The 25,829-nt window shown below is 61.5% G+C and carries 21 protein-coding genes and 1 pseudogene; 16 read left to right on the top strand and 6 right to left on the bottom strand.

What is annotated here, in order from left to right:
* Positions 1-275: 275 nt before the first annotated feature.
* From LDN82_RS10980 to LDN82_RS10930, 11 genes are all read left to right on the top strand, one after another.
* Positions 276-1,676 (top strand): MFS transporter, encoded by a 1,401-nt coding sequence (locus LDN82_RS10980; protein ID WP_224167395.1) that lies wholly within the window; start codon positions 276-278, stop codon positions 1,674-1,676.
* Between the two features lie 198 nt (positions 1,677-1,874).
* A complete protein-coding gene (locus LDN82_RS10975; protein WP_224167517.1) occupies positions 1,875-2,687 on the top strand; it encodes a sugar phosphate isomerase/epimerase family protein in 813 nt (270 codons plus the stop codon).
* Between the two features lie 159 nt (positions 2,688-2,846).
* On the top strand, positions 2,847-3,638 hold the full coding sequence (locus LDN82_RS10970; RefSeq protein ID WP_224167394.1) for an SDR family oxidoreductase: 792 nt from the start codon (positions 2,847-2,849) through the stop codon (positions 3,636-3,638).
* Between the two features lie 739 nt (positions 3,639-4,377).
* Positions 4,378-4,806 carry a helix-turn-helix domain-containing protein gene (locus LDN82_RS10965; protein ID WP_224167393.1) on the top strand — a complete coding sequence of 143 codons (429 nt, stop codon included), beginning with the start codon at positions 4,378-4,380 and terminating at the stop codon, positions 4,804-4,806.
* A gap of 543 nt (positions 4,807-5,349) precedes the next feature.
* A complete protein-coding gene (locus tag LDN82_RS10960) occupies positions 5,350-5,763 on the top strand; it encodes a tautomerase family protein (RefSeq protein WP_224090036.1) in 414 nt (137 codons plus the stop codon).
* A 178-nt stretch (positions 5,764-5,941) separates the two neighbouring features.
* Complete coding sequence (locus tag LDN82_RS10955; protein WP_224090035.1) at positions 5,942-6,805, top strand: alpha/beta hydrolase; 864 nt, start codon at positions 5,942-5,944, stop codon at positions 6,803-6,805.
* A gap of 332 nt (positions 6,806-7,137) precedes the next feature.
* A complete protein-coding gene (locus LDN82_RS10950) occupies positions 7,138-7,929 on the top strand; it encodes an SDR family oxidoreductase (RefSeq protein ID WP_224090033.1) in 792 nt (263 codons plus the stop codon).
* An 86-nt stretch (positions 7,930-8,015) separates the two neighbouring features.
* On the top strand, positions 8,016-9,413 hold the full coding sequence (locus LDN82_RS10945; protein WP_224090031.1) for an aromatic acid/H+ symport family MFS transporter: 1,398 nt from the start codon (positions 8,016-8,018) through the stop codon (positions 9,411-9,413).
* 25 nt (positions 9,414-9,438) lie between these two features.
* Positions 9,439-10,203: a glucose 1-dehydrogenase gene (locus LDN82_RS10940; protein ID WP_224090030.1), complete on the top strand. Its 765-nt coding sequence runs from the start codon at positions 9,439-9,441 to the stop codon at positions 10,201-10,203.
* A gap of 126 nt (positions 10,204-10,329) precedes the next feature.
* Positions 10,330-11,277 carry an alpha/beta hydrolase gene (locus LDN82_RS10935; protein WP_224167392.1) on the top strand — a complete coding sequence of 316 codons (948 nt, stop codon included), beginning with the start codon at positions 10,330-10,332 and terminating at the stop codon, positions 11,275-11,277.
* 21 nt (positions 11,278-11,298) lie between these two features.
* On the top strand, positions 11,299-11,664 hold the full coding sequence (locus LDN82_RS10930; protein ID WP_224167390.1) for a CGNR zinc finger domain-containing protein: 366 nt from the start codon (positions 11,299-11,301) through the stop codon (positions 11,662-11,664).
* Between the two features lie 886 nt (positions 11,665-12,550).
* On the opposite strand, the gene LDN82_RS10925 is transcribed toward LDN82_RS10930, so the two are convergent.
* From LDN82_RS10925 to LDN82_RS10905, 5 genes and pseudogenes are all read right to left on the bottom strand, one after another.
* Positions 12,551-13,738 carry an acetyl-CoA C-acyltransferase gene (locus LDN82_RS10925; RefSeq protein ID WP_224167516.1) on the bottom strand — a complete coding sequence of 396 codons (1,188 nt, stop codon included), beginning with the start codon at positions 13,736-13,738 and terminating at the stop codon, positions 12,551-12,553.
* Between the two features lie 288 nt (positions 13,739-14,026).
* Positions 14,027-15,748 (bottom strand): annotated as a pseudogene (locus tag LDN82_RS10920) (3-hydroxyacyl-CoA dehydrogenase NAD-binding domain-containing protein); the annotation flags it as partial.
* Between the two features lie 49 nt (positions 15,749-15,797).
* Positions 15,798-16,961, bottom strand: a complete 1,164-nt coding sequence (locus LDN82_RS10915; protein ID WP_224167389.1) for an acyl-CoA dehydrogenase family protein — start codon at positions 16,959-16,961, stop codon at positions 15,798-15,800.
* Positions 16,958-18,229, bottom strand: coding sequence for a CoA transferase (locus LDN82_RS10910; protein ID WP_224090024.1), 1,272 nt, complete (start codon positions 18,227-18,229; stop codon positions 16,958-16,960). Before LDN82_RS10910 ends, LDN82_RS10915 begins: the two co-directional genes overlap by 4 nt.
* A gap of 32 nt (positions 18,230-18,261) precedes the next feature.
* Positions 18,262-19,635 carry an MFS transporter gene (locus tag LDN82_RS10905; protein WP_224167388.1) on the bottom strand — a complete coding sequence of 458 codons (1,374 nt, stop codon included), beginning with the start codon at positions 19,633-19,635 and terminating at the stop codon, positions 18,262-18,264.
* A 487-nt stretch (positions 19,636-20,122) separates the two neighbouring features.
* Between LDN82_RS10905 and LDN82_RS10900 the strand changes: the two genes are divergently transcribed.
* The 4 genes from LDN82_RS10900 to LDN82_RS10885 all read left to right on the top strand — a co-directional run bounded on the left by LDN82_RS10900 (position 20,123) and on the right by LDN82_RS10885 (position 24,002).
* Positions 20,123-21,154: a LacI family DNA-binding transcriptional regulator gene (locus LDN82_RS10900; RefSeq protein WP_224090023.1), complete on the top strand. Its 1,032-nt coding sequence runs from the start codon at positions 20,123-20,125 to the stop codon at positions 21,152-21,154.
* A 97-nt stretch (positions 21,155-21,251) separates the two neighbouring features.
* Positions 21,252-22,253 carry a VOC family protein gene (locus LDN82_RS10895; RefSeq protein ID WP_224090022.1) on the top strand — a complete coding sequence of 334 codons (1,002 nt, stop codon included), beginning with the start codon at positions 21,252-21,254 and terminating at the stop codon, positions 22,251-22,253.
* A gap of 44 nt (positions 22,254-22,297) precedes the next feature.
* Positions 22,298-22,840 (top strand): carboxymuconolactone decarboxylase family protein, encoded by a 543-nt coding sequence (locus tag LDN82_RS10890; RefSeq protein ID WP_224090021.1) that lies wholly within the window; start codon positions 22,298-22,300, stop codon positions 22,838-22,840.
* A 52-nt stretch (positions 22,841-22,892) separates the two neighbouring features.
* On the top strand, positions 22,893-24,002 hold the full coding sequence (locus tag LDN82_RS10885; protein ID WP_224090020.1) for an alcohol dehydrogenase catalytic domain-containing protein: 1,110 nt from the start codon (positions 22,893-22,895) through the stop codon (positions 24,000-24,002).
* A gap of 68 nt (positions 24,003-24,070) precedes the next feature.
* On the opposite strand, the gene LDN82_RS10880 is transcribed toward LDN82_RS10885, so the two are convergent.
* The gene (locus LDN82_RS10880) at positions 24,071-24,601 is read right to left on the bottom strand and encodes a cupin domain-containing protein (RefSeq protein WP_224090019.1); all 531 of its coding nucleotides are present in this window, start codon (positions 24,599-24,601) and stop codon (positions 24,071-24,073) included.
* Positions 24,602-24,759: 158 nt separating this feature from the next.
* On the opposite strand from LDN82_RS10880, the gene LDN82_RS10875 reads away from it, so the two are divergent.
* Positions 24,760-25,827: a fumarylacetoacetate hydrolase family protein gene (locus LDN82_RS10875; RefSeq protein ID WP_224090017.1), complete on the top strand. Its 1,068-nt coding sequence runs from the start codon at positions 24,760-24,762 to the stop codon at positions 25,825-25,827.
* Positions 25,828-25,829: the final 2 nt, after the last annotated feature.

The following is a 25,829-nucleotide window of genomic DNA, read 5'->3' as shown; positions in this document are numbered from 1 at the left end:
AAGCTATGGCAAAACACATTGACAATGATCACATTGCATCCGTATCGTTGACTGCAACCGATCTCAGCAACCGATCTCATTGGAGATTCCGGATGTTGCATATGCTTCTTTCCGCTTCAAAACCAAGCAGCGCCCACCGCACTGCCCGGCTGCCCGGCGTTGGAATTCCATCGACCGGGCCAACAAAATCTACAGCCGGCTGAAACCCGCACACCGACGTGTCCGGGAACCCGCAATATACCCACAGCACTAAACGTGAAAACATGGAGAGTTCAATGAAGACCTCAAAGGAAGCCGTTGACAGTCCCGGCACTTCGGAGCGACCCGAAGCGTCTGAACATCCTCGTCGCACACTGAACATGGTGGCCGGTACGATCGGCCATTTCGTTGAGTGGTACGACTGGTACATTTATGGACTGCTGGCGGCCGTGTTCTCGTCACAGATTTTCCCCAGCGATTCCCCCTTCGCCTCCCTCATCGCAGCACTGCTCACCTACGCGGTCGGGTTCGTGGTACGCCCGCTCAGCGGAATCATCGTCTCGCCGCTGGCCGATCGTTTCGGCCGGCGGGTCATTCTTACACTGTCTATCTCCGGAATGGCCCTCGGCTCGCTCATCATTGGCCTCACTCCTTCATTTGCAACCATCGGTTACGCAGCGCCTGTACTCTTCCTGGTTGCACGCATCCTCCAGGGAATCTCGGCCGGCAGCGAGGGACAGAGCGCCATCGCATTCATGGTTGAACACGCTCCCGCGCGCCGGAGGGGCCTGTTCGGTTCGTTCACCAACATGGCAAGCGGTCTGGCGACCCTCGCGGCAACAGGGGCCGCTGCAATGGTCACATCATCCTTTACCCCGGCAGACCTTGCCGCGTGGGGCTGGCGCATCCCCTTCGTCATTGGAGGCATCCTCGGCATCGTAGGCCTCATCCTGCGGTCCCGCGCGGAAGAAACCCCTGAATTTGAAGCAGGGAGCCTTGTCGATCAAAAGTCCGCAGCTGCGCGCCTGATGGACCTGCTTCGCGAACACCCGAAGGCGCTGCTGCAGGCAGCAGCGCTCTCTGCTCCGGCCGTGGCCTACTACACCTGGGCCACGTTCCTCCCCACCTACGCCAAGCTGACCTCCGGCCGGGACCTCGCTTCCACACTGGCCGGCAGTGTTATCGGGCTGGCCTTGCTGGTTATCATCGTGCCGGCATGCGGCGCGCTTTCCGACCGTCTCGGCCGACGCAAGATCTTTCCGATCATCGGCGCCATCGGCATGATCGTCCTCTTCTACCCCTTGCTCCTGCTCCTGAACCAGCCGGGCTTCGGCGTTTACGTCCTCGTATCGGCGTCCGGATGGGTTGTTCTCGGTATCTGGCAGTCGGTCTATCCGACCATTCAGGCGGAGCTGTTCCCCGCCTCCGTCCGCGTATCGGGCATCGGCTTCGCACACCAGATCGTGATTGCCGTCTTCGGGGGTACCGCTCCCCTGATTGCGGCCGCATTCGTCGGCGCCGGGCAGCCAATGCTTGTCGCGGTCTACATGATCGTCGTCGTCGCTATCTGCCTCGCGGTCTACTTCACGCTGCCGGAGACCGGAAACCGCGGTGACCGCGCCACCGTGGCGCTTGCCGACCCTGAGGTACTCGAAGGCGAACACCTGGTCTCAAGCACGTCCTCGCGTACCAGCTAGGGCAGGCCTGGCCGTTAGGCGCGCCTGTCCTTTGAAGGCCGGCACAGCCCGACGAGGCATCAGCGGGTGACCCCGATTTACCGGGCCGCCGGCTCGCGCAGCAAATTGCCGGGTGGGATCGAAATTTACAGTACGTGCTATCTAAAAAGCTCGTTCCACGTTGGCTCAGAACTGAGAGGAACTCTCCAAGTGAACCAAATGATTATTAATACGTTTTCCTACCTGTGGTCATCCACGGCAATTGATGCGATTGCCGATTTGGTTGAAAACGGGCACAAAACCTTTGAAGTCCCAATTAGCTCTCCACATTGCTGGCCGGAGGAAATCTCCGGCCCCGAGCGGTCCGCGATCTACAGCCGGCTCAATGGCTACGGCGCCGAAATCAGGTCGCTGAATGCCGGTGGATACGACATCAATCTGGCCAGTCCCGGGGCAAATATGCGCCGGAAGAGTATCGAGCATATCAAGTCAGTGATTGAGCTGGCCGAAGCTTGGAAGGTCCCGGAGGTGGTGATCTCCCCCGGGACGCGACGCCCTATGATTTCGCCCTCTCTTGAAAAGACTTACGGGTGGATGTACGAGAGCCTGGAAAGCCTGATTCCGCTGGCCAAACAGGCGGGCACGCGACTCCTCTTCGAAAACACTCCGTATTGCTTCACCCCCACGATCCAGGACCTGGCAGGCGTCGTTAAGACAATCAACGACGACGCCGTCAAGATCGTCTATGACGTCGCCAACGCCGCCTACATAGGTGAAGACCCCGTACAAAGCTTGCTCTCCCATCACGAGCTAATTGGGTTGGTACATATTTCCGATACGGGTACTGACACATGGGGTCATGATCCGATCGGCACGGGAGTGATTGACTGGTACGGACTGGGCAAGGCGGTCAGCGAAACGTGCGGCGTCAACAACGTAGTTCTCGAGATTATTCGCGAAGAAAACCCCGAACAAGAATTCAAGAAGGCGATGCAGGACCTCAAAGATCGGGGCTGGGAACTGGCCAATTAACCCGGATTTGGCGATCGCGACGCCTGCGGGCCCGTAGGTCAAATTAGAAATTCTAAATAGTTCACATTGCGAATCAGCTGGCCGGTAAAATTGGGCAGATCTTGATTCTCAGCCAATAGAAGTATTTCTCAAGTGAACCGATGATAAGGACTACGTTTAATGAGAGCTTTGGTCAGTGGTGGAAGCAGCGGCATAGGAGCATCTGCCTGCCTAAGAATCGCAGAGGCGGCTCTTGCCCGCGGCGTACATCCCATGATCGCAGTGGCAGGACACGAATCGAACGGCAACCAAGACCAGGTGGTGCGTTCGATCCAGTCAATGGGCGGTACCGCGATAGCACTGGCGGGCAACCTCGGCGATCCGGATGTACCAGCTCAATTGGTGGAAGCTGCGGTAGCGGAATTTGGTGGGTTGGACGCCCTGGTAGCGAATGCCGGGATCGCAAATCCTGGTGTTATCTGTGACGTGACAATCGAGGACTGGGACGAAATGTTCTCCGTCAACCTTCGCGGACCGTGGCTTCTTGCCAAAGCAAGCCACCCGCATTTGAAGCAGAGCCGCGGATCCGCCTGCTTTACCTCTTCAATGTCTGGCCAGATACCACACGCAGGATCAGGTGCTTATAGTCCCAGTAAGGCCGCGTTGACGATGCTGGCCCAAACTCTCGCGTTGGAATGGGCGCCTGAAGGAATTCGCGTCAATGTGGTCTCCCCCGGAATGACTCACACACGGATGACCGAAAAAATGTATGCCGATCCCCAAATCAAGAAGGCCAGGGAAAACATCATCCCCTTGGCACGAATTGGAGATCCCATGGACATTGCCAACGTGATCGAGTTTCTCGTAAGCCCTCTGGCGGGCTACGTCACCGGGCAAGACATTTGTGTCGACGGTGGCTTCACCAAATCTATTCTTAGCCATATCCCTGGACGACCAAGCTCCAAATCCTGAAGCCTGCACTGCACCTGCAACCCGGAGCAAAGGGCCAGCCCCGCCACCGTCACGTGCTTTGAAAGCACCGTTACGTTGGCGGGGCCCGACTCACCTGGGCCGCAGCACATCGCTCAACTGTCCATGACAACTACACGAGGAGGCGCCGTGTACATGGCAAAGAACATTTTGGATGGCACGGAATGGACCGCCCCGGAGTTCGCGGTTCTTCTCCCGGAACAACAAAAAGCAGCCCGACAGGAACTGGCATGTCTGTCTTGTGGCGGCCCCGCCGTATTTCGAGCGGGAGCGAAGCGGCGGCCATCGTTCGCCGCCCATCATCAGTATGGCTGCCAGTTGGTTTCGCCAACGTGGAGTGCTTTCAAATACTTGGCAGGCCAGGGATACGCGCTGGACCAAAAGGCCGGAATCTCAATCGGGTGACCCGTCGAAATATGAAGCATGAGGGGCTCGTTCGTGATGAACGGAGTACGGATCATCGTCATGGCTGACAAGTCATGACGCCTACTCCCCCACCCCTGCGGCAGGGCCCCTCTATAGTGCGCCACGCTCCTACGCAATAACGGGACTGTCCCTCGGTACTTGGGTTCCTTCAAGCCAGGCACTCCTGTCTGGGACCCATCGTGCGGCTGACTCTCACTCCGAACTGAATTTCGGGCCTTCGGGTATGATAACTATCAACTCAGGAGTTACATCGGTAGATCAGTTATTGAGTCAACCCCAGAAAGGCGGTGTGACAATGCGCAGCCGAAGCAGCTTTGACGGCATGAAATGCAACGTCGCCCATGCTCTCGAAGCCATCGGTGACGAATGGAGCGTGCTGATCATCCGGGACGCCGTTGTCTGGGGCAAGAGCCGCTACGACGAATTCCTGGAGAGTCTCTCCATCTCGCCCACGGTTTTGTCCAAGAGGCTGGCCACTCTGGTGGACGCGGGCATTTTCGAGCGCTCTCTGTACAACGAAAGGCCTCCCCGGTTCGAGTACAAGCTGACGTCCGCTGGCAAGGAACTCGAGGTGCTGATAAAGGTTTTGGATAACTGGGGATACGAACACGCCCGCACGCCCGATGCCGCTGACCCCATTATGGTCTCAGGCTATGCCCAGAACGTCATATCCCGCTGGTTCAGCGAGCCCGTAACCGTCGGGTCAGGCGCCTCCAGCCGTTAGCCGGCGCATCGGCGAAGTTCACGGCGGTCTGGTCTGCACCATGCCGGAGCCGGGGCGTCGGCACCAACTCAGGCAGCCGTCGGCGCCAGCCGTTTGCTGGCCGGCGCCAGCAGAACGGTCCAACACGCGACCAACTCAACGACCCGCGCCACAAAACGGTGCGAGAGCGGGCCGGGCCCGCACGCGTCGCACCTCCATTGCCAAGGATGTCCACGAACAGCCCCAACCGGGCCTTTTTCAACGAGGCAACCTATGCCCCGCCGAGGACCTTTTCCGTGAGTCAACGTGAGGGGTTGACAGGCGCACTGTGACGGAATAATGTATCTGCCATCACCACTTACTACTGAAAACGTAGCAACCCTCCGAGTAACTATCGAAAATGGAGTAAGTGCGATCCGGAGGCCATCGCGCTTGTTACATTCCCCTTCGCGATTCGGCCGCGGTTGGCCTTCACGCCATGTTCCCGGCGATTGTTGATTCGATTCGCTGGAAGTTCCACTTCGAACGCTGTTCAAGCCCCAGCAACTACAAAGGAAAAGTTTTATGCCCATATTTCACGCGTATATTCCAGCTCAAAAATTCTCAAGCGAGGAGAAGCGCGCTCTTGCCGATGCCTTGAATCTTGCGCTTCATGAAGCGATGGAAACGCCCATGGATGATCGTTTTGTCGTCATCAGCGAGCATGGCGTGGATGAGCTCTTCATCCACCCAACATTCCCGGCCCAAAAAAGGTCCGACCGGCGCCTGATCGTGACCGTAACCTTCGGTGACAGCAGGACTATCGAGCAGAAGCGCAGGCTCGCCGAGTTGGTCACCCGCTACGCAGTGGAACGCGTGGGCGTCGACCAGGACGATGTAACTCTGCTTATGCATGCCATTCCGCTGGAGAACATGAGCTTCGGCGGCGGCAATCTGGTTTCCGACATCGACCTTTCGATGCCCTGGGTGGAAAGGTAGGAAAGTTCGCGGATGGGATGCTGAATCCAATCGTTGACAGCCACGCTGCCACGGAATAGTGTTGCACGCATCACCATCGACTACTGAAAACGTAGTGACTTCCGAAGTAACTACCGAGAATGTAGTCATTGCGGGCTGTCGGGCATTGCCCCTGCATTCCCAATCTGAAAGGAAAGGCATGTCCTCTCTGTACCTTGCTACCCCTGTGCGCTCTGTCGACGTTGACGGCACTGGGCTGGCATACCGCGAATTCGGAGACCAAGCCGGCGTTCCGCTGGTTTTGTTCAGCCGGTTCCGCGGAAGCATCGACGACTGGGATCCCACTGTCATCGAACTGCTCTCCCAGCATCGCCGCGTGGTCACCTTCGACAACGCCGGCGTGGGCTTCAGTGACGGTGAGGTTGGGGCCAACATTACCGAGATGGCCAAGACTGCCATCGAGTTCATCAAGTCCCTTGGTGTTGAGAAGGCGGACCTGCTTGGCTTCTCGATGGGCGGGTACATCGCCCAGCGCATCGCCCTGACCGAGCCGGAGCTGGTCCGGAACATCATCCTCGTAGGCACGGGTCCTGGTGGCGGCGAAGGAGCCACCTACCCCGGGCCGGAGGTTGAACACTGGGTGAATGCAGCACGAGACCCGGAACTCACCTTCCAGGCATTGTGGTTCAACGGTAAATGGACCGGCAGAGCCGCCACCCGCGCCTACATGGACCGCATTTACACTCCCGAGCGTCCCGGGCGCGCCAATGTAACTGCCGAGGCCGGCGCAAAACAGCGCGCCGCCATCGTTGACTGGTGGGAAGGCAACGGCTCCACCTTGCCGGAGCTGGCGAACATCCAGCACCCGGTCCTGGTCGTCAATGGTTCCAATGACGTCATGGTGCCCACCCCGAACTCCTTCCTAATGGCCCAGCGCATTCCCAATGCCCAGTTGATCATCTACCCCGACTCCGGACACGCCTCACTCTTCCAGTACCCGGAAACCTTCAGCGAACATGTCCTGAAGTTTCTCAGGGACCAGGACAACGGCGGCCTGAAGTGATCCATTCCCCCTTCGAATGTCGGGGAAGAGTTTTGGTCACCGGACACGACGCCGGGTCAGGGACTGGCCAGCGCCAAGGGCTTTGATCCCAGGGCCGGCCCAGCAGAAAGGTCCCCGTCGGACGCATTGGCGAATGCAACGAAGTCATCGGGGCAGCCCTGGCACGTCATCCGAAACCCCTTTCTATCATTTCTCCTCTAATTAGACAGGACTGGAATTCAATGGAGACTTCCACAACACCTACGACATCCAGTGGCAATGGATACTCAGCCATCGCGAGCGGCCATCACGCCGCTCTATTCCCTCAACGACAACAGGAACTCTCCGAGCCCATGCCCTCAATGCACCAGGGGGCCACTGCGCCCGGCAGCCCCTTTGAACTCCGCGGCAAGCGCGCCGTGATCACGGGGGCAACTTCCGGCATGGGACTTGCTGTCGCTCGAGCCTTTGCACTGCACGGGGCAGACACCATCATCTCGAGCTTCGACGCGGACGATGTTAGTAGCACAGTCGAGATGCTGGCCAGCGACGGTATCGAGGTTTCGGGCACAACATGCGACCTCTCGAGTTCGGATAACGTGCGCTCGTTCCCAGCGGCCGTCACCGACGAATTCGGGCCCATCGACATCCTGATTGCGCATGCCACGCCATTTGCGCCAATGGGCCCGATCGAACAGACTACCCGCGAGGAACTCGACCGCCTCTTCAACGGGGTCCTCAACAACTTCGAGCTGATGCGCGGCTTCCTGCCGATGATGTCGAAGAACGGTGGCGGGTCCATAGTCGCAACTTCAAGCATTGCCTCAGTTCGCGCCAGCATTTCGCTTGGCGCGTACGGCGCAGGCAAGGCAGCCACGGACGCCTTCGTTCGAAGCATCGCGGCGGAATGGGGCAGCCGCGGCATCCGAATCAACAGCATTGCTCCCTCGATCGTGCGCACACCATTCGCCGCTCCCGTCTGGGACGACGACCAACGCGGCGACGCAGCCGCGCGCAAGACGGCCCTCGGGCGCATCGCAGAACCGGAAGAGGTGGTGGGTGCTGTCCTGCTGTTCGCCTCGCCGGCCGGCTCCTACATCACCGGTCAAACACTCGTGATCGACGGCGGTCGTTCGATTCTCTAAGAGATCCGCAGTGCATGTCACCTACGAATTAGACGTTCCCTCACACTCATCTACCGGGTCAATGCTGATCCCAAGAAAGGCCGATCGTGGCTACTTCTGACAAAACCTCGCCGATCGTGGCGACCACTGATACGACCTCCGCGAAAACGACCATCCAGGGTTTCCTCGACTCGCAACCCGTAGGAAGAAGACGCTGGTCCATCGTGGTCCTTGCGTTCCTGGTGATCACCCTCGACGGCATCGATGTCCAGGCGTGGAGTTTCGTCTTTCCGCAGATCGTGGCCAAATGGGGGACGCCCCTTGCCGCGATTACCGCAGTGGTTACTCTCGGTGTAGTGGGTATGGCCGTTGGCGCCATACTCGGTGGCCCCCTCGCCGACCGCTTCGGACGACGGACAATCATCTTGGTGGGGACCGCGTGGTTCACAGTCTTCACGCTTCTCGGTGCCGCTTCGCAAACTGTTGAGATGGTTGGCGCCACCCGCTTGTTGGCGTGTCTTGGCCTCGGCGCCGTCCTGCCTACAATCGTCACTCTCGTAGCCGAGTTTATGCCGGCGGCGCGACGTTCCACTCTCATTACCATCGCCTTCTCCGGATTCACTTTCGGTGTAATCTTGTGCGGCTACTTGGCAGCAGCAATCGTTCCGACCCTCGGATGGCAGGCGCTCCTGGTCACTGCAGGGATACTCTCGCTCGCGATCATCCCCTTGCTCGCGTGGAAAATCCCGGAGTCGGTTACCTTCCTGGCGCTCAAGGAACGCTCCCCCGAGATGGTCAAGCACACTCTCCAGGCAATTTCGCCATCGGCTGACGTTGAGAACATCAACCTCGGCATCGATCGCGCCGAGCCTGTACGGGAGGGCGGCGTCCGAGTCGTGCTGTCCAAGCAGTTCCTGGCCTCGAGCATCCTGCTATGGGTCTGCTACTTTATTGGGCTTTCGGTCACGTACCTCCTCGTCAACTACTTGCCCCTCATCATCAATGCCTACGGGCTGACCGCTGCAGATGCCGGCGTGATCGTCGCAATGTACGGTTGGGGCGGCACGGTGGGCTCGCTGCTCGTCGGTTTCGCCATGGGCAAGCTCGGCAGTTTCCGGGTGCTCGGTGTCATGTTTAGCCTCGGTTCCCTCTCAATCTGGGCTGTCGCGGCGTTCACACTCGGGTTATCCGGCCTCTTGGTGGCCGCCTTCGCCTGGGGACTGTTTCTCCCCGCAACGAACACGGGCGTCAACGCGCTTGCCGCGCTTGTCTACCCAACAAGGGCCCGAGGTACGGGAGTCTCGTGGATGCACGGATTCGGTCGCGTCGGCACCATTGTCAGCGGCATTGTCGGCGGCGTCATGCTCTCCCTCGGCTGGAGCACCGGGCAGATCTTCTTTGCAATCGGCTTCCCGCTCCTCATAGGAACGATCGCAATGATCCTGCTCGGGGTCGCGTCACGTCGCCGGGAGGCGCGCGCGCTGGCCGACAACACCCTCAACTAAATCCCGCCGACAAGGAAGCTACACCATGAACGAGACAACCGATCGCTTCCGCCTTGACGGCGACGTCGTCGTCGTCACAGGCGGCGGGAGCGGCATTGGAAAAACCTTGGCCGCGGCATACGCCGATGTGGGCGCGACCGTCATCATCACCGATGCCAACGAGGAGGCCGCCGAATTGGCCGCCGCGGAAGTTGGTCATGGCGCAACTGCGGTCGCTATCGATGTCACTAACGAGGCATCCGTAACCGACGGTTTCGCGCGGATCGCCGACGAGCACGGCAAACTCGACGTGCTCTTCAACAACGCCGGCGTCAACCGGCGTGTGAAGACCACTGAGCTCAGCATGGCGGACTGGCAGTTGGTGATCGCGGTGAACATGACTGGATCGATGCTTGCCGCCCGGGCCGCGGCCGCAATTATGTTCACTGGCGGAGGTGGCAGGATCGTCAATACTGCCTCGGCACTGGGGCTGTCCGGCGGGTGGTACCCGAACCTGGCTTACCAGGCCACCAAGGGTGCTGTCGTCAACATGACGCGATCGCTGGCAGTTGAATGGGGGCCGCAGAACATCCGCGTCAATGCGGTTGCACCGTCCCTGGTACGCACACCGTTCATCAAAGCAATAACGGATCAACCGGATCAGGTGAAGTTCTTCGAGGGGCTCTCTCCGCTCGGGCGCATCGGTGACGTGGAGGACCTGATCGGGCCGGTGATTTTCCTGTCATCGCGTTCCTCCGATTTTGTAACCGGACACATCCTGCTCGTCGACGGCGGCCTAATGGCCTCCTAGTGCTGATGGTCTTGCGCGAGGAAACCTATTCCCTGACCATCGGCGGTCGAACGATACATGTAGAGCACCGGCACGATGGGTTCCCCCGATTTAGTAACTGCACTGACAATGACAAAGGAGTCAGCCATGTCCAATGATCAGCACCAAACGCCGCGATCGCAAACCCAGGGCAAATTCACGATCGAACGGGTCGGCTTCCGTGCCGACGGCGACGTTGAGCTTCGGGGCAATCTCTACATCCCCACGACAGGTGATGGCCCACACCCGGCACTGACACTTTCCATGGGGTACGGAGGAGTCAAGGAACAGGGCGCACTCCCCTATGCCGAAGCCTTCGCCAGCGCCGGCTTCGTCGTGCTCTTCCACGACCACCGCGGCTTCGGAGAAAGCGATGGAACACCGCGCCAGGACATCAACCCCTGGCAGCAAATCGAAGACTGGCGCAGGGCCATCACCTACCTTGAGTCCCGCCCTGAAGTGGATCCGGATCGGATCGGCCTATGGGGCTCGAGCTACTCGGGAGGCCACGCACTCGTCCTGGGCGCTACCGAACCCCGGTTGAAGGCGATCGTCTCGCAAGTGCCCACCATCAGCGGCTATCAGCAAGGACTCCGGCGGGTCAGCCCGGAAAAACTGGCAGCATTGCAGGCCTCGTTCGCGGCCGATGACCGTGCACAACTCGCCGGTGAGGAACCGCACCGTATCGCCCTGGTCTCTGACGGGTCCGTCCCTGCCAGCTACACCGATCCGGAAGCCGTATCGTTCTACCTGCAACCCATCCCCGACGGGCTCTGGGAGAACAACGTCACCATACGCTCAACACGGGCGGCGCGGGCCTACGAACCCGGGATCTTCATCGGACGCATCTCACCGACGCCTCTGCTGATGATCGTCGGGGACAGCGACACGGTGACACCAACGGATCTGGCACTGGAGGCCTACCAGCGCGCCCTCGAACCCAAAGAGCTGCTGGTCTTCCCCGGGGGACACTTTGACGCCTACCTCGGCGAATTCGAAGCGACCTCCGGTGCAGCCCTGCAATGGTTCACCAAGCACCTCATGCCGGAACAGTAGTGTAGGGAGAAACATCTGACCATGACTGACGGATCCGGACGCTACATGGCTTGGCCCGCTACCACCCGCTACGGGCTCTCTGTCGCGCCCGGAACCCTCGGTCTCGTTCAGGACTTCCTCAACACCATCACAGAGGGAACCATAGCTCCCCCCGACCTGCTCGTCACCTTGGACACCGCCCACTACTTCGAGATGGCACTGCTGCTCATCTGCCACCAAAGTCAACTCGAAGGCGTCTTACGGCGCATGAAGTCATGCAAGAGCGAGACGTGTGACGTTGTCTTCTTCGACCGTTCCAACAACAACAGCGGCGCCTGGCATGACGTCAAGGTCTGCGGAAACCGGGCCAACGTCCGGGCCCACCGGGAACGCTCAGCAGCGGTCTAAAGCCCTCACCAGGCAAGCTTCCCCCTCCCCCCCCGCATTAGTTGCGCCCATACCTTTGGACCACACCACTACGGCTGAATTCCAACACGTCCGCGCCGGCCACTGGGGCATCAATCGGTGCGCTGAACTCCCTTTCCGTGACAGTCCAAGCTGTGTAGCCTTGCGATTTTTCGAAGAGAACGCGAGGTTCCACACCATCGCCAAGCATCCATAGCATGTCAGCCTTTGGTGTTACTGCCTCTACTTTTCCAATCCGGCTATACCGGCTGCCTCTCCGTACACAAATGGTGCGCCCGGCCAGATGAGTCCAGTCATCAATACGTCGACCCGTCATATCAGCGACTCCATGGTTGGTAGGGCTATCTTGATGAAGCCAGTGAGTTCCTGGCCGCTCGAAGTGGTGCAGCATCAAATTTCGAACCACCATCCAATCCACGCTGCCGAGCCGAGGAGAGGACCCTCTGGCATCATCTCTTCGTGCACAGATGCGGACGGGAGCGTAAGATTCTCCAGCCCGCGTTCGGTATACATAGTTGGTTGAGGATGCTGGTCGGGCAATACAACGCTCGTACAGAGCTCCGCGGGGGCAGTACCGTGATGGCACAATTTTCCGTGCAGATTATTTGACATGGGCGGATCCACTTGGCTTTGCGCGCCATAAAACTGCCTGAGTGATATGGCCATTGGCATCAGCATCGTAGGGGCCGAGCAACTGTATCTCGGGCGGGATGTGTTCAGGGCATGTCAGTGGGAGTCTTATGACCGTTGGAGTGCTCCCTCTCGGATGATTGATTAGCCGCCGGGACTTCATGGCGGTTCCCTTCTTTCCTGTTGGTGGTGTTGTTCAGCTGTGCAGTCGCGAAAATTGAGCAGGGCAAACCCTTATTCAGCGGCTGAGGAGCAGGGCTTCCCCCTGGCCGCCGCCGCCGCATAAGCCGACAGCGGCCTTGCCGGTGCCGCGCCGTAGGAGTTCGTAGGCGGCGCTGACCACCAGCCGTGCACCGGAAGCGCCGATAGGGTGGCCTAGGGCGATCGCTCCGCCGTTGATGTTGATCCTCTCCATCCCGACGCCAAGCTGTGCGGCAGAATGGAGCGCTACCGAGGCAAAGGCCTCGTTGATCTCCACGAAATCCAGTTCAGCGGCGTTCCAGCCCTCCTTTGCCAGTGCTTTGCCGATTGCACGGGCTGGTTTGTCCGGCAGTGACGTGTCGGGACCGGCTGTCTGCCCGGGGGCACCGAGTACGGCCAGGACCTCAAGCCCATGGTCATTCGCGTAGCGGCGGGTAGTAAGGACGACGGCGGCCGCACCGTCGTTGAGGGGTGAGGCATTACCGGCCGTGATTGTGCCGTTGGGTGAGAAGGCCGGCCGGAGCCGACCCAGCAGTTCTTCGCTGCTGTTCGGGCGTACGCCCTCGTCCATGGTTGCCAGTTCGGTCTGTCCGCCCCGATGGGGCACCTTAACAGGGACGATCTCGGCGTCGAAGAGCCCGGCAGCCTGTGCGGCAGCAGCCCGGCGGTGGGAATCGGCCGCAGTCCTGTCCTGTTCCCCGCGGGCAATCCCGATAGCCTCATTGACGCGGTCCGTCGCCAGGCCCATGGCCTCGTGGTCGAAGGCATCGGTAAGTCCGTCATGAGCCGCCGAGTCGACTAAGGCGGCGTTTCCGTAAAGATGTCCGGCGCGCGAGCCTGCCAGAAGGTGTGGGGCGTTGCTCATCGACTCCTGTCCGCCTGCCACCACTACATCGGCTTCTCCCAACTGCAGCAGGCGGCTCGCCTCGATAATGGCACTCAGGCCGGAGAGGCACACCTTATTGACGGTGGAGGCGTGGGCGGCAAGCGGAATCCCCCCGGCGACGGCCGCCTGGCGGGCAGGGTTTTGTCCCGCCCCGGCCTGGAGGACGTGACCCATGATGACGGCGTCCACCACATCGGGGTGGATTCCAGCCCTGTCCAGAGCCGCCGAGATTGCTTGGCCGCCGAGCTCAGTGGCGGACAGTGATGCAAGCTGTCCCATAAGCCTGCCTTGCGGGGTGCGTGCTGCCCCTACGATCACAACATCTGACGTCTTCTTCATATCTTCTCCTTGGGAAACGCGCAGGCCGGGGTGGAAAGTGGTGCCAACTTTCCGGTCCAGCAGCGGCGTCAGCCCTCCTGCATGGAAGGGATAGTTGGCGCCGAGGATCATGCACAAATCGATCTGCTCCGGTCCGGCCACCACGCCCTCGTCGAGCATGGCTGTGACTTCCTGGGCCAGCGCGGACAGAATCCTGTATTGGACGGCGACGGGATCGACGGACCTCGGCACAGGCAGGAGGTCGACGGCGGCAGGTGAAATCCCGCCTTCGTCGTCCAAATAGCCGGCGCTCCCGGAGGCGACGAGCGCAGCCAGGCTGGTGCTTACTGGGAAGCGCGCCGGATAGGCCGCATGCATGGCCTTGCAGATGTGCAACTGCACGGCCGGGCCGATGTATTGCAGCAGTTGCAGTGGAGTCATGGGCAGGCCCAGCGGTTCCAATGCACCGTCCACGGTGGCGGGATCGGCGCCGTCGTCAATCATCGAGAGCATCTCGCTGAACAGGCGGGTCAGCACACGGTTCACCACGAAGCCGGCCGTATCCGTGACCAGCACGGCGGCTTTGCGTAGACGCCGGGCAAGCTCAAACGCCGTCGCAAGCGAGGAATCGTCTGTGCGAGGTGAGGTGATGATCTCCACCAGCGGCAGCACGGCTACGGGGTTGAAAAAGTGGAAACCGACCAGCCGTTCAGGATGCGCGAGGCCGTGGCCCATAGCTTCAATCGACAATGAGGAGGTGTTGGTCAACAGCAGAGTGTCCGGCCGCAGCATCGGTTCGAGCTCAGCGAGCACTGCCCGTTTCACCTCTAGTTCTTCAAAAACTGCTTCAATGACGACGTCGCAGTCGGCAAAAGCGGCCTTGTCCGTGCCCCCCGTGATCAGGTCGCGGACGGCATCCGCATCCCTTCCGTGAAGGATCCCCCGGTCCACCAGTTTGCCCAGCTCCGCGCCGATCCGGCCCAAAGCTGAGTCGATGCGCTCCTGGGACAGATCGGTGATGTGTACTGGGATGCGCAACTGCTGGGCGAAGACGAGGGCGAGCTGACTGGCCATGAGTCCGGCACCGATGACGCCAACCGCGCGCACGGACAGCGGCTCGGCGTCCGGCCTGCCCGTGGGCCTCTTGGCCATGGACTTCGTGAGGTGAAAGGCGTAAATGCTTGCTCGCGCCTCATCGGAAAGCAGTAGCTCTCCAAAGGCCCGGATCGTTGCTGCTGTCTGAGCAGCGGTGCCGGCGGTGACATCGGTCGCTGCGATCAGGTCCAAGGCGCGGTAAGGAGCAGGCGCAGCACCATGGAGGCGGGCGTCGAGTTGAGTCAGGACCGCCTCCAGCGCTGTGGAATCAGCGAACCCGGCGGGCTGCCCTTCCTCTTCGGCTGGGCCCGGGCGGCTCGGGGCTCCAGCAGTGCCGGCGAGGATCCCGGCGGCAAAATCCAATGACGCTACCAGGAATCCCTCCTCCGGCAACACCGTATCGACCAAGGCAAGCCCAGCCGCGGCTTTGGCTGACAGGTTCTTGCCAGCGAGCGAATCCGTGACCACCAGCCGGGCCGTCCGGGCGGGTCCGAGTAGCGCTGCTGTTCGCGGTATGCCGCCCCAAGCTGGAACCAGCCCGAGCCGGACCTCGGGAAAGCCAAGGGCCTGAACCGAGTCTGCGACAGTACGGTAGTCGGCGTGGAGGGCCAGTTCGAGCCCGCCGCCCAACGCGATTCCGTTGACGAACGCGAAAGTTGGCACGGGAAGCGCCGCCAGCCTGCCCAGCGCATCGAGGCCCTGGCGCGCCACGTTCTCTGCCTGCTCCAGGGTGGTGGCCTCTGTCATCGACTTCAGATCGGCGCCGGCACAAAATACCGCGCCCTTACCTGTAACGGCGACCGCGTCAACTCCATCCAGTCTTAGTGAAAGCACAGCGGCCTTGAACCTGGCCAGGGATGCCGGGCCCAGTGTCACGGGCCGGTTGCCCGTGTTAGCCAAGGTTAGGACCGCGAAGCGGAAACCGGCGTGGTCCATATAGGTCGTGACGGTCTCCGTGACGGTTTCTGTGGGCTGTGTCATGGGACTAGGAGAAGCTTGGAATGCCGGTGATGACACGGCCCATGATCAGGGTGTGGATCTCGTCCGTGCCCTCGTAGGTCCGCACACTTTCAAGATTGTTTGCGTGCCGCAGCGGCGAGTATTCGAGCGTTATCCCGTTTCCGCCGAGGATGGTGCGCGCGGAGCGGCAGATCTCAATTGCCTGCCGGACATTGTTGAGCTTCCCGAAGGAGATTTGCTCGGGACGCAGCCGTCCGGAGTCCTTCAGGCGCCCGGTCTGGAGGGCCACCAGTGTCCCCTTTTGGATCTCCAGCACCATGTCCACCAGCTTCTGCTGCGTGAGCTGGAACGCAGCGAGCGGCTTGCCAAACTGGGTCCGCTGGTTGGCATAAGCCAAGACGGTTTGGTACGCATCGCGGGCGGCGCCCATGGCGCCCCACAGGATGCCGTACCGGGCTTCATTGAGGCAGGAGAAGGGGCCCCGGAGACCAGTGACTTCGGGGAGTACGGCAGTGGCGGGCAACTGGACGTTCTCCATGGTGATGTCGCACTGGATTGAGGCCCGCATGGACAGCTTGTCCGGGATCGGGGTGGCCATGAAGCCCTCGGTGTCCGTCGGGACGACGAAGCCGCGGATGCCGTCGTCGGTAGCTGCCCAGACGACGGCCACATCCGCGATGGAGGCAAGGCCTATCCAGCGCTTGGCCCCATTCAGCACCCAGCCGTGCCCAACACGTTCCGCCCGGGTGACCATGCTGGCGGGATCACTGCCCGCAGTTGGTTCGGTGAGGCCGAAGCAGCCGATGAGCTCACCTGCAGCCATGCCTGGGAGCCATTGGCGCTTTTGCTCCTCTGACCCGAACTTGGCTATGGCGCTCATAGCCAGGGAACCCTGCACGGAGACAAAAGTTCGGATGCCTGAATCGCCGGCTTCAAGTTCCATAGCGGCTATTCCGTATTCGACGGCGCTGCGGCCGCCGCAGCCGTAGCCGTTCAGGTGCATGCCGAGCAGGCCCAGGCTTCCCATCTCTTTGACAAGGTCCTGAGGGAAAACCGCGTCCTCGTACCAGGCGTTGATGTTGGGCCGAATGCGGTCATCGACGAACTGGCGGACCTGGCTGCGCAGGTCGAGCTCCTGTTGGCTGAGCAGTGAGTCGATGTCAAGGTAGTCGGTGGCGAGGTCGATCACGGGTGTGCTCCCATTGGCTGGTCGTTGGTGTTCTTGCTGTGGAGTTGTGGGGAATCTGTGACTGGCAGGCTGTTGAGCCAGGCACGGACTTCGTCGGCGTGCTGCCCAAGCCGGGGTGGCCGCCGGCGGTAGGACACTGGGGTGTCGGATAAAGTGATCGGATTGGCGGCCAGGTCTACGCTGTCCTGGCTCACGCCATCTCGGTCGGTGTTGTCGTGGCCGGCTCCAACGCTTACGCGGGGGCTGAGACCAAGTTCGCCGGCCATGGCAAAGGCTTCGGCGATGTTGTTGACCGGCCCGCAGGGAATCCCATGCGCTGACAGCAACCTGTACCAGTGATCGGCGGTTTCGCCGGTTGTCCGTTCCGTGATGATGCTGTCGAGCTCATCGATGTGGGCGACGCGGGCAGCGTTGGTAGCGAAACGTGGATCGTTTGCTGCCTGTGGAACGCCAAGTGCGGTGCAGAGCTGGGTGAACTGCCGGTCGTTGCCAACAGCGATGACCACTGACCTGTCCGAAGCGGGAAACAGCTGGTACGGCGCGATCGACGGGTGCCGGTTGCCCAGGATGCCCGGAACCGAGCCCGCGGCGGTGTAGCCCACGCTCTGGTTGACCATGCTGGACAGCAAAGTGCCTAGCAGATTCACCTCAACAAGCTGGCCCCGTCCTGTTGTCTCCCGCGCCCGCAGGGCGGCCAGCACACCGATCGCGGCATGGAGCCCCGTCAGCACGTCGACCAGGGCGACGCCGGCCTTGACCGGCTCACCAGGTGCGGGCCCTGTGACGCTCATCAATCCTCCGACGGCCTGCACCAGCAGGTCGTAGCCCGGCAGGTCCGCCGCGGCGTCGTGGGAGCCGAACCCTGTGATGGAGCAGTACACCAGCCGTGGGTTAATCTCTGCCATCTGGTGGTAGGACAGCCCGTACCTTGCCATCGTGCCCGGCCGGAAGTTTTCGATCAGTACGTCGGCGCGCCGAATCAGTTCGACCAGGTCCTCATGGTCGGCCGCCGCTGACATGTCTGCGGTAAAGGAGCGCTTGTTGCGGTTGACCGACAGGAAGTACGTCGCCTCATGATCATCGGTAAACGGCGGACCCCAGTGCCGGGTATCGTCACCCGAACCGGGACGCTCGATCTTTATGACGTCGGCGCCAAGGTCACCGAACAGCATCGTCGCGTACGGCGCCGCCAGCACCCTGCTGAAATCTGCGACGATGATCCCCGCCAGCGCGCCGGCAGGCGGGCGTTGCGGACCGGTGTCAATCATTGGAACTCCTTAGTTGGTGATCAGCGGGGTGATCAATGACTGGCTGCGCGGACCGCGTTGTTGAAGAGCGGCGTCCGGACGATCAGCATGATGGCGGCGGCCGCCAGCGGCAACACGGTCACCTGCAGCAGGCCGGCTCCTTGCCAACCGACGCTTGGCACCAGCGCAGCGAACAGCAAGCCGGAAAAGGCTGCCGATCCGTAGTAGCAGGTGACGAAGAGACCGGCGGCACGCCCCACCTGGTGCGGACGGACTGCCCGCTGGATGGCGCTGTTCATGTTGGGGAAGAAGACGCCAGTACCGAACACCCCCATGAGGCAGGCGAAGACGCACTGCCAAGCGAACGGTGCCTTGAGCTGGTAGATCAGCACGCCGAGCACCGCCATGACAGCCAGGGAAACGATCAGCAGGGTCCGCTGGTTGATCCGGTCCCCGATCCAGCCCCCGAGCAGACCGGCGAGGCCGCCCAGACCCACGAAACTCAGTGCCACGGCGGACTCTCCGGTGGAAATGCCCAGTTGAGTGGTCAGGAATGTGGGGTACAGGCCCAGGAATCCATAGAGCGCGATGGAGCCGCAGCCGGCGGCAGCCGCGATCGCCAAGGAGTTGCGGTTGTACGCCCTGTCCGGCATGTAGTCATAGGATCCTTCGACGCCGGTCAGGCTGATGGCCCGCTCGGTGAACTTGCGGCTGACGGTGAACGCGACCACCACTGCGAGCAGCAGACCGAGTGCCCCGAAGATCGTAAAGGGCGCACGCCACGTTCCGAACTGGCCGGCGAACATGATGCCGAGGGCGGGCCCGAAGGTTGCACCCAGGCCGAATGCGAAGCCCAATATACCCAGGGCGAGGCCCCGCCGGAGGTGGAAGAACGACCCGACCGCGGCGAACAGAGCTGCGGCCTGCATGCCCTCACCCAGCCCGGAGATGACCCGGTACACGGCCATGTCGCCCCACGAAGCGGCAAGCGGTGTGGCCAGCGTGCCCAGGGAGTAGATCGCAATGCTGACTATCAGGACGGTTTTGCGCGAGAAGCGCTCCACCAGGAACCCCGCAGGGATGCCTGCAATAGCCATCCCCAAGGTGAAGATAGTGGCCAGCAGTCCGCCGGCCTGCAGGCTGAACCCGTACTCAGTGCTGATAGTGCCCAGCAAGGGAAAGAAGACCTGCCTGTCCATCGCGTTGAGCATAAATGTGATGGCCAGTACCGCGAGCGACACACCAGCAACCACCTTGGTGGGCATGCCCTCGGGATTGTCCTTGACCCGTGATGGTGCAGGGCTGGACGGAACCGCATCCATGGAAATAGCGTCCATGGGTTCCGGGTATGTGGGCACGGCGGGGTCGGTGGAAGGTCCAGCTGGGGCCGAAGCCTGGCCTGTGCCGAAGGGGGTCGAGTGGGACATCTTTGTCTCCTAGTCGGGAGGATTTCGTTCTCATGTGGATTTGCTGGCCGAATCGGCCAATGATCAACGGAATGACATGAAGTACGGCAGGTGGCCGGATCCTGACCAGGCCCGGAAGTCTCCTCCCCTGGTCAGGTGGGACCCGCCTCGTGCGTCGCAGTGTATAGAAGCTGCCCGTTTCTGCTCGTGCAGTCTGTGCAGATTGGATGCGACGAGATGTGGAACTTGTGCTAACGATAGCACGCTCACTGGCCGAGTCAAGAGCATGTTGGTACTTCTGATCACAAAAGTCATCCGCCTTGACGACTACCGCAGGAGTGCTATCGTTAGCACTAGTAGTCCTCGTCGCTGGCACGATTTGAGCCTTCATGCCAGTACGTTGAAATGGACTGGCGCTCGGGATGGCGCGTCAGTCCAGGCCGCATCAGTACACTGATCCCAGCCCGGTTCCCGATAGCAACCGCTCACCGGCTTCACAGGAGGAACGATGGTCACCACCAAGGATATCGCTGCACACCTGCAGCTGTCGGTCTCCACAGTGGGCCGCGCACTAGCCGATGACGCGCGCATCAGCGACCAGACCAAGGCGCGGGTGCGCCAGGCGGCTTCCGAGCTCGGATACGTAGGCAACCATGCCGCACGAATGATGCGCGGGGCTCCCAGCAACGTGGTAGGGCTGGTCATCCCTGATATCCGAAACAGTTTCTACTTCACGATTGCCCATGAGCTGTCTACGATCATGGCCGGCGAGGACTATCAGCTGATGCTGGCCGAGACTTTCGATGACCGCCTCATTGAGAGGCGCCATCTTCGCGAGCTCTCGGCGAGCCGTGCGGCAGGGGTCGTTATTGCCCCCACCCCAAATCCCCACAGCGATTCGATCAATATGCTGAGCGGAATGCCGCACGTCCAACTACTGCGCAAGCATTCATCTCTGGGCGCCCAGTGGTTCGGCATCAACGACCGTCGTGCGCTCAAGGATGCCACGACGCACCTGCTCGATCTCGGCCACTCCCGGATCGCCTATATCGGAGCGCCCGCCGACCTGCCCACAGGCCGGGAGCGGCTCGAAGGCTACAGCCAGGCCCTGCACGAAAGCAACGTTCCACAACGCTCGCAGCTGGTCGAGCTGGGCCCACCGGCGTCTCCCGAGCACGCCCGGGAGGCCATCCGCCGGCTACTGAACCGACCCAGCCCGCCCACCGCCGTCGTCCTTGGCTCCGTCCTTCACACTGTGGGCGTTCTGGACGGATTACTGGAGATGGGCATCGACGTTCCAACGGAACTGTCCGTGGTGGGCTTCGGCGATCAAAGCGGATTCTCCTGGTGGGGGCCTGGCCTGACTACCGTCAGCCTTCCCATCGGCGATGTGGCCACCTCCTGCGGCCTATGGTTCATCCGCCGGCTCAACAATCCGCCTGCTGGAAATGACCCCTACGAGTCGGCGTCAGTGGGCTGGCTCGTGCAACGGGGCAGCACTGCCCCACCTCCCGCGGCATCGCGCGAGCGCTCCGCCTGAAACCGAATTACCAACCAAAAGCTGCGCCCCTTGCGCGAACTTAAAAGTAATGATGCTAACGATAGCATGACATAAATCACATTGGAGATGGACAAATATGCTGCCACCGGTCGATCTACGTCCGCCATTCAACATCACCCGAACCAGCCACCTGCGCCTGAATGTCGCCGACCTTGCCGCGAGCCGTGACTTCTACACCACTGTCCTCGGCCTGGTGGTGACCGAGGAGGACAACTCCACCGTCTACCTGCGTGGCCTCGCCGAGGCCTGTCATCACAGCCTTGTGCTGGAGAAGAGCAAAGACGGCGGCACCGCCCGCCGGATAGGTTTCCGCGTCTTCTTTGAAGAGGACCTGGACGAGGCCTACAGCTATTTTCGTGAGCGGGGACTCCCGGCCGAGTGGGTGGACATGCCACATCAAGGCCGCACCTTGCATGTTGCAGACCCCGCCGGCACTCCCCTGGAGCTGTGCGCAACCATGGAGACCCGGCCACGGCTGCACATCAACTTTGAGCAGTACAAAGGCGCCCACTCCCAGCGGCTGGACCACTTCCAACTGCTCACGCCCGACGTATACGGGTTGTGCGCGTTCTACAGCGAACTGGGATTCCGCAACTCGGAGTACCTCGAGCATGGCGATGAACTTGTGGGAGCCTTTATGTACCGCAAGGGCACCTGCCTCGACCTGGCGATGGTGCCCGGCGCTGGTCCAAGCCTCCACCACTTCGCTTACACAGTCTCGGAGAGCCACGACATCTTCACCGCCTGCGATTTCGCCGGCATCCTGGGCTATGGCGACCAGGTGGAGCGTGGTCCAGGCCGTCATGGCCCGGGCGGCATGCTGTTCGCGTACCTCCGGGACCCGGACGGCCACCGTGTTGAGGTCTTCAACAGCCACTACCAGACCATCGATCTTGAGACCGAGCCTGTTCGCTGGGACGCCGCATCGGTGAGCACCAACGCACGCTGGGGCCTGCCGGCCCTGGAACAGTGGTACTTCGAAGCCTCGCCCTTCGTCGGCACACCACTGAAGTCCCCGGCTGTCCGCCCTGCCCCCATGACGCTGGAAAAGTTCCTGGCCAGCCCCCAACTCCCCTGATTGCCAGCCCCGCTGACACCCCAACCCGACTGGAGCACCACACTATGTCCCGAGTTCCCTCCCTGTCCCGCGACAACGCCGTCTCGGTCCACCAGCAGCCGCTGTGGGACCGCATCGAGGCGGAACGCAAAATGCCCACAGCCAACATCTTCCGCTCACTGGCGAACGCCCCGGTGCTGCTCGACGCGTTCCTCTCCTACGCCAACGCCATGCGCGACAGCTCCCTGCTGAGCCCGAAGCTGCGGGAGCTTGCCATCCTGTCCGTGGGTCACGCCACCGGCTCTGAGTATGAGATCGCGCACCACCAGTCCCATGGCCTCAAAGCCGGACTCACGGATGAGCAGCTTGCCGCAGTGGCCGACGGCACCAGCACTGAGTTGTTCAATGACCTCGAACGCGCAGTGATAGCGCTGGCGCGTGAATCCACCATCAACGTGAATGTGTCCGATGAAAGCTGGTCAGCTGCAGCCAAGCACCTCGATGACCAGCAGATGGTGGAGCTCACGTTGACCATCGCCTGGTACAACTCAGGCGTCCGGATAATGGGCCTCCTCGGCATTGAACTCGAGGACAGCTACCGTAAGTAGCTGCCTGCCTCCCTCCCCCAGAACCACACCCTTTTCCCAGAAGGAGCCGTCAATGGCGACGATGCGCGCAGCCAGACTGCATCAGATCGGCGATCCGATGTCGATCGACACCATCGAAGTACCCAAGCCCCGACCCACGGATGTACTGGTCAGGGTCAAGGCCGTCGGCATTGTGCCGAACATGGCCAACGTGATCAATAGTTGGCCCACTTGGTTTCCGCACCAACCGATCCCCAAATTTCCGGCGATCTTCGGGCTCGATCCCACCGGGGTGGTGGAAGAAGTGGGCGAGTCCGTCATCAACATCAAACCCGGAGACCGGGTGTATGTGAGCCCGCTCCGCTCCTGCGGCAGCTGCTACGCCTGTTCCGGGGGAACCCCCAGCCGCTGCCGCTACTACACCCTCAACGGGTATTTCAGCACCTCCCGCGATGGCCAGAGGATCTTTGATCTCTACCCTTACGGCGGGTTCAGTGAGTTCATGACCGCGCCACAACAGGCTCTGGTTAAGATTCCTGACAACCTTCCGTTTGAGCTGGCAGCCCGTTTTGGCTACATCGGCACCGCTTACGGTGCCCTGCGCCTGGCCGATGCCGGACCCGGCACGGTGGGCTTGATAGACGGCATCACCGGTACCTTGGGCGTGGCTGCTACCGTGCTTTGTTTGAGCATGGGCGTTGCGAAGATCCTGGGCACGGGGCGCAACGCGGAGCTGCTCCAGCGCGTGAAGGCGCTCGCCCCGAACAGGATAGAGGTCATGAACCTCGGGGAGCAGTCCTCCGGGGAGTGGGCCAAGGCTCGGACACGGGGCGACGGTGCCCACTTCGTGATCAGTGCGCTCGGGGCCAGGGCTGACGCCGCAACCATGGTGGACTCCATGAAGGGGGTCCGGCGTGGCGGCCGCGTGGTGAACGTCGGCGGAGTTGCCGACGAGGTCCCAGTGGACATGAAGTGGCTGATGGACGAGCAGGTGCAGATTATCGGTTCGAACTGGTTCACCGCAGCCCAGGGCCAGGAGATGGCAGACATGGTCGAGACAGGAACCCTGGACCTCACCTACCTTGAGACCGAGGCCTTCCCGCTGTCAGACGTTAACAATGCCATCTCAGGGCGGTTGAAGGACCCGCGCGGTGGCTTCAGCAACTATGTAGTCATTCCCTAGTGAAGTTTCCGGCTGGCCGTCCCTTCGGGGACGGCCAGCCGAGGTGTCCCTGAGACACGGGACAGTACTCAGGCGCCGGCGCCGGTGAGCACAAATGCCACCGTCGCCGGCGTCTTTGTCTTGTTCCGCCAGGCATGGCGGGCGGCAAGCTGCACTATGGTGTCACCCGGGCTCAACAGCACCTGTGCGCCGTCGTCGAGCTCCAGCCACAGCTCCCCGTCCAGCACCACTCCGTAGTCGACGCTGGGCGTGCGGTGCATGCCGTCCGGCTCGAACACCTCCGCAAGGTCAGGGGCGTAGGCCGCCATCTCCTGCCCTGCGGCGCCCGGATCGAAGCCCGGGCTCATCACCACGGATTCCGGTGCGTAGCTCACGATCACGAAGCTGGCCCCGCCTGGCCCCGGCACCACCGGGCCGTGGTTGTCGGTAGGTTCCCCCTCCGGCAGCGAACCTGATGGCACCCCCGGTGTAAACCAGACCCGGACCTGAGCCTGTCCCGGCATACTCGCGAACGCATGGCTGTTGGGCACTGGTCCGTCGGAAACAAAAACGGACTTTCCAGATCCGTCCATGCCGGTCACCACTCTGCGTACAGTCATGGCTTGTCCTCTCTCTATGTGCAATCGTTAGCACTATTCCCCCATGACGCTGAGGTGTCAAGGGATGGGATCAAAACCGGGAGTGATTTAGCGTCGACCGTTTACTTTCACGGGGTAAGCATCTGGCATTTGCCTCCATCTGTGCTATCGTTAGCATTATGCTTGAAGAAGATAAGATCGACGACGGCGTCGCTCCCGCAGGAATCGTCCTGACCCAGGCGGGCCTCCCCCACGAAAAGGCAGCCATCTGGCTGGTGCACAGCGGCAAGGCACTTCCGTTGCAGGCGTGGGCCGGACGCTGGGCCTGCGCCGGATTCGCCTCACTCACTGAGCTGATTGCCCACTGGGGCAGCGTCCATGCGGAGCTTCGCCGGCTCATCGAGCTCCCTCAGACTTCAGCGGCGATCAGCGAAGACGGCGTTCCGGTGGCTTCCCTGCGGCTCAAGGCTCCCATCCAGCCCACCCAGGTTTTCTGCACCATCGGGAACTACCGCCGCCAGGTCATCGAAGCCGCAGTGGACGCCGGCGACCCCGCCGACGCCGGGCAATTAGCGGCCGACACCGCCCAGGCACTAAAACTCCGACGCCGGGACGGCAGCCCCTACGTCTGCTTGACCAGCAACGACAGGGTTGGCCCCGCTGATGGTGAACTCGCCCTGGAGCCGGACATGGACACCCTTGACTGGGAAGTGGAGATCGGCGCCGTCGTCGGAGGTTCCGGCTACCGCTTGACGCTGCCGGAGGCTGAGGCGGTGGTCGCCGGCTACTGCGTGGTCAACGACCTGACCATTCGCTCCCGCATCTTCCGGCCCGACTTGCCCGCGCTGGCCTCGGATTGGCTGCAGTGCAAGGGAATGCATGGGTCGCTGCCGCTTGGACCCTGGTTCGTGCCAGCCTGGCAGGTCCCCGACCCCTCGTCACTGCGGCTTCGGCTCTCGCTCAACGGCTCGCCCATGCAGGACGACACGGCCGACGACATGCTGTTCACCATCCCCGAACAGATGGCTTACCTGTCCCAACACACCCGTCTTCGCCCCGGAGACCTGCTCTGCACCGGCTCCCCCGCCGGGTTCGGGATCCACCACGGCCGGTTTCTGCGGCCCGGAGACTCCGTGAAGGCCTCGATAACCGGGCTCGGCGAGCAGCGCACCCGCTTCGTTGGTCCGACATCCATTCCCACCCCATCCCCTTCAACCTTGGCCGATCCAGGCCTGACCACCACATAAGG

The sequence above is a fragment of the Arthrobacter sp. StoSoilA2 genome (assembly GCF_019977195.1).
Lineage (GTDB): Bacteria > Actinomycetota > Actinomycetes > Actinomycetales > Micrococcaceae > Arthrobacter.
This window is presented reverse-complemented; position numbering and strand designations above follow the sequence as displayed.

Coding starts and splice junctions, on each gene's coding strand:
- LDN82_RS10980 (WP_224167395.1), top strand. CDS start 276: ATGAAGACCTCAAAGGAAGCCGTTGACAGTCCCGGCACTTCGGAGCGA.
- LDN82_RS10975 (WP_224167517.1), top strand. CDS start 1,875: ATGATTATTAATACGTTTTCCTACCTGTGGTCATCCACGGCAATTGAT.
- LDN82_RS10970 (WP_224167394.1), top strand. CDS start 2,847: ATGAGAGCTTTGGTCAGTGGTGGAAGCAGCGGCATAGGAGCATCTGCC.
- LDN82_RS10965 (WP_224167393.1), top strand. CDS start 4,378: ATGCGCAGCCGAAGCAGCTTTGACGGCATGAAATGCAACGTCGCCCAT.
- LDN82_RS10960 (WP_224090036.1), top strand. CDS start 5,350: ATGCCCATATTTCACGCGTATATTCCAGCTCAAAAATTCTCAAGCGAG.
- LDN82_RS10955 (WP_224090035.1), top strand. CDS start 5,942: ATGTCCTCTCTGTACCTTGCTACCCCTGTGCGCTCTGTCGACGTTGAC.
- LDN82_RS10950 (WP_224090033.1), top strand. CDS start 7,138: ATGCCCTCAATGCACCAGGGGGCCACTGCGCCCGGCAGCCCCTTTGAA.
- LDN82_RS10940 (WP_224090030.1), top strand. CDS start 9,439: ATGAACGAGACAACCGATCGCTTCCGCCTTGACGGCGACGTCGTCGTC.
- LDN82_RS10935 (WP_224167392.1), top strand. CDS start 10,330: ATGTCCAATGATCAGCACCAAACGCCGCGATCGCAAACCCAGGGCAAA.
- LDN82_RS10930 (WP_224167390.1), top strand. CDS start 11,299: ATGACTGACGGATCCGGACGCTACATGGCTTGGCCCGCTACCACCCGC.
- LDN82_RS10925 (WP_224167516.1), bottom strand. CDS start 13,738: ATGAAGAAGACGTCAGATGTTGTGATCGTAGGGGCAGCACGCACCCCG.
- LDN82_RS10910 (WP_224090024.1), bottom strand. CDS start 18,229: ATGATTGACACCGGTCCGCAACGCCCGCCTGCCGGCGCGCTGGCGGGG.
- LDN82_RS10905 (WP_224167388.1), bottom strand. CDS start 19,635: ATGTCCCACTCGACCCCCTTCGGCACAGGCCAGGCTTCGGCCCCAGCT.
- LDN82_RS10900 (WP_224090023.1), top strand. CDS start 20,123: ATGGTCACCACCAAGGATATCGCTGCACACCTGCAGCTGTCGGTCTCC.
- LDN82_RS10895 (WP_224090022.1), top strand. CDS start 21,252: ATGCTGCCACCGGTCGATCTACGTCCGCCATTCAACATCACCCGAACC.
- LDN82_RS10890 (WP_224090021.1), top strand. CDS start 22,298: ATGTCCCGAGTTCCCTCCCTGTCCCGCGACAACGCCGTCTCGGTCCAC.
- LDN82_RS10885 (WP_224090020.1), top strand. CDS start 22,893: ATGGCGACGATGCGCGCAGCCAGACTGCATCAGATCGGCGATCCGATG.
- LDN82_RS10880 (WP_224090019.1), bottom strand. CDS start 24,601: ATGACTGTACGCAGAGTGGTGACCGGCATGGACGGATCTGGAAAGTCC.
- LDN82_RS10875 (WP_224090017.1), top strand. CDS start 24,760: ATGCTTGAAGAAGATAAGATCGACGACGGCGTCGCTCCCGCAGGAATC.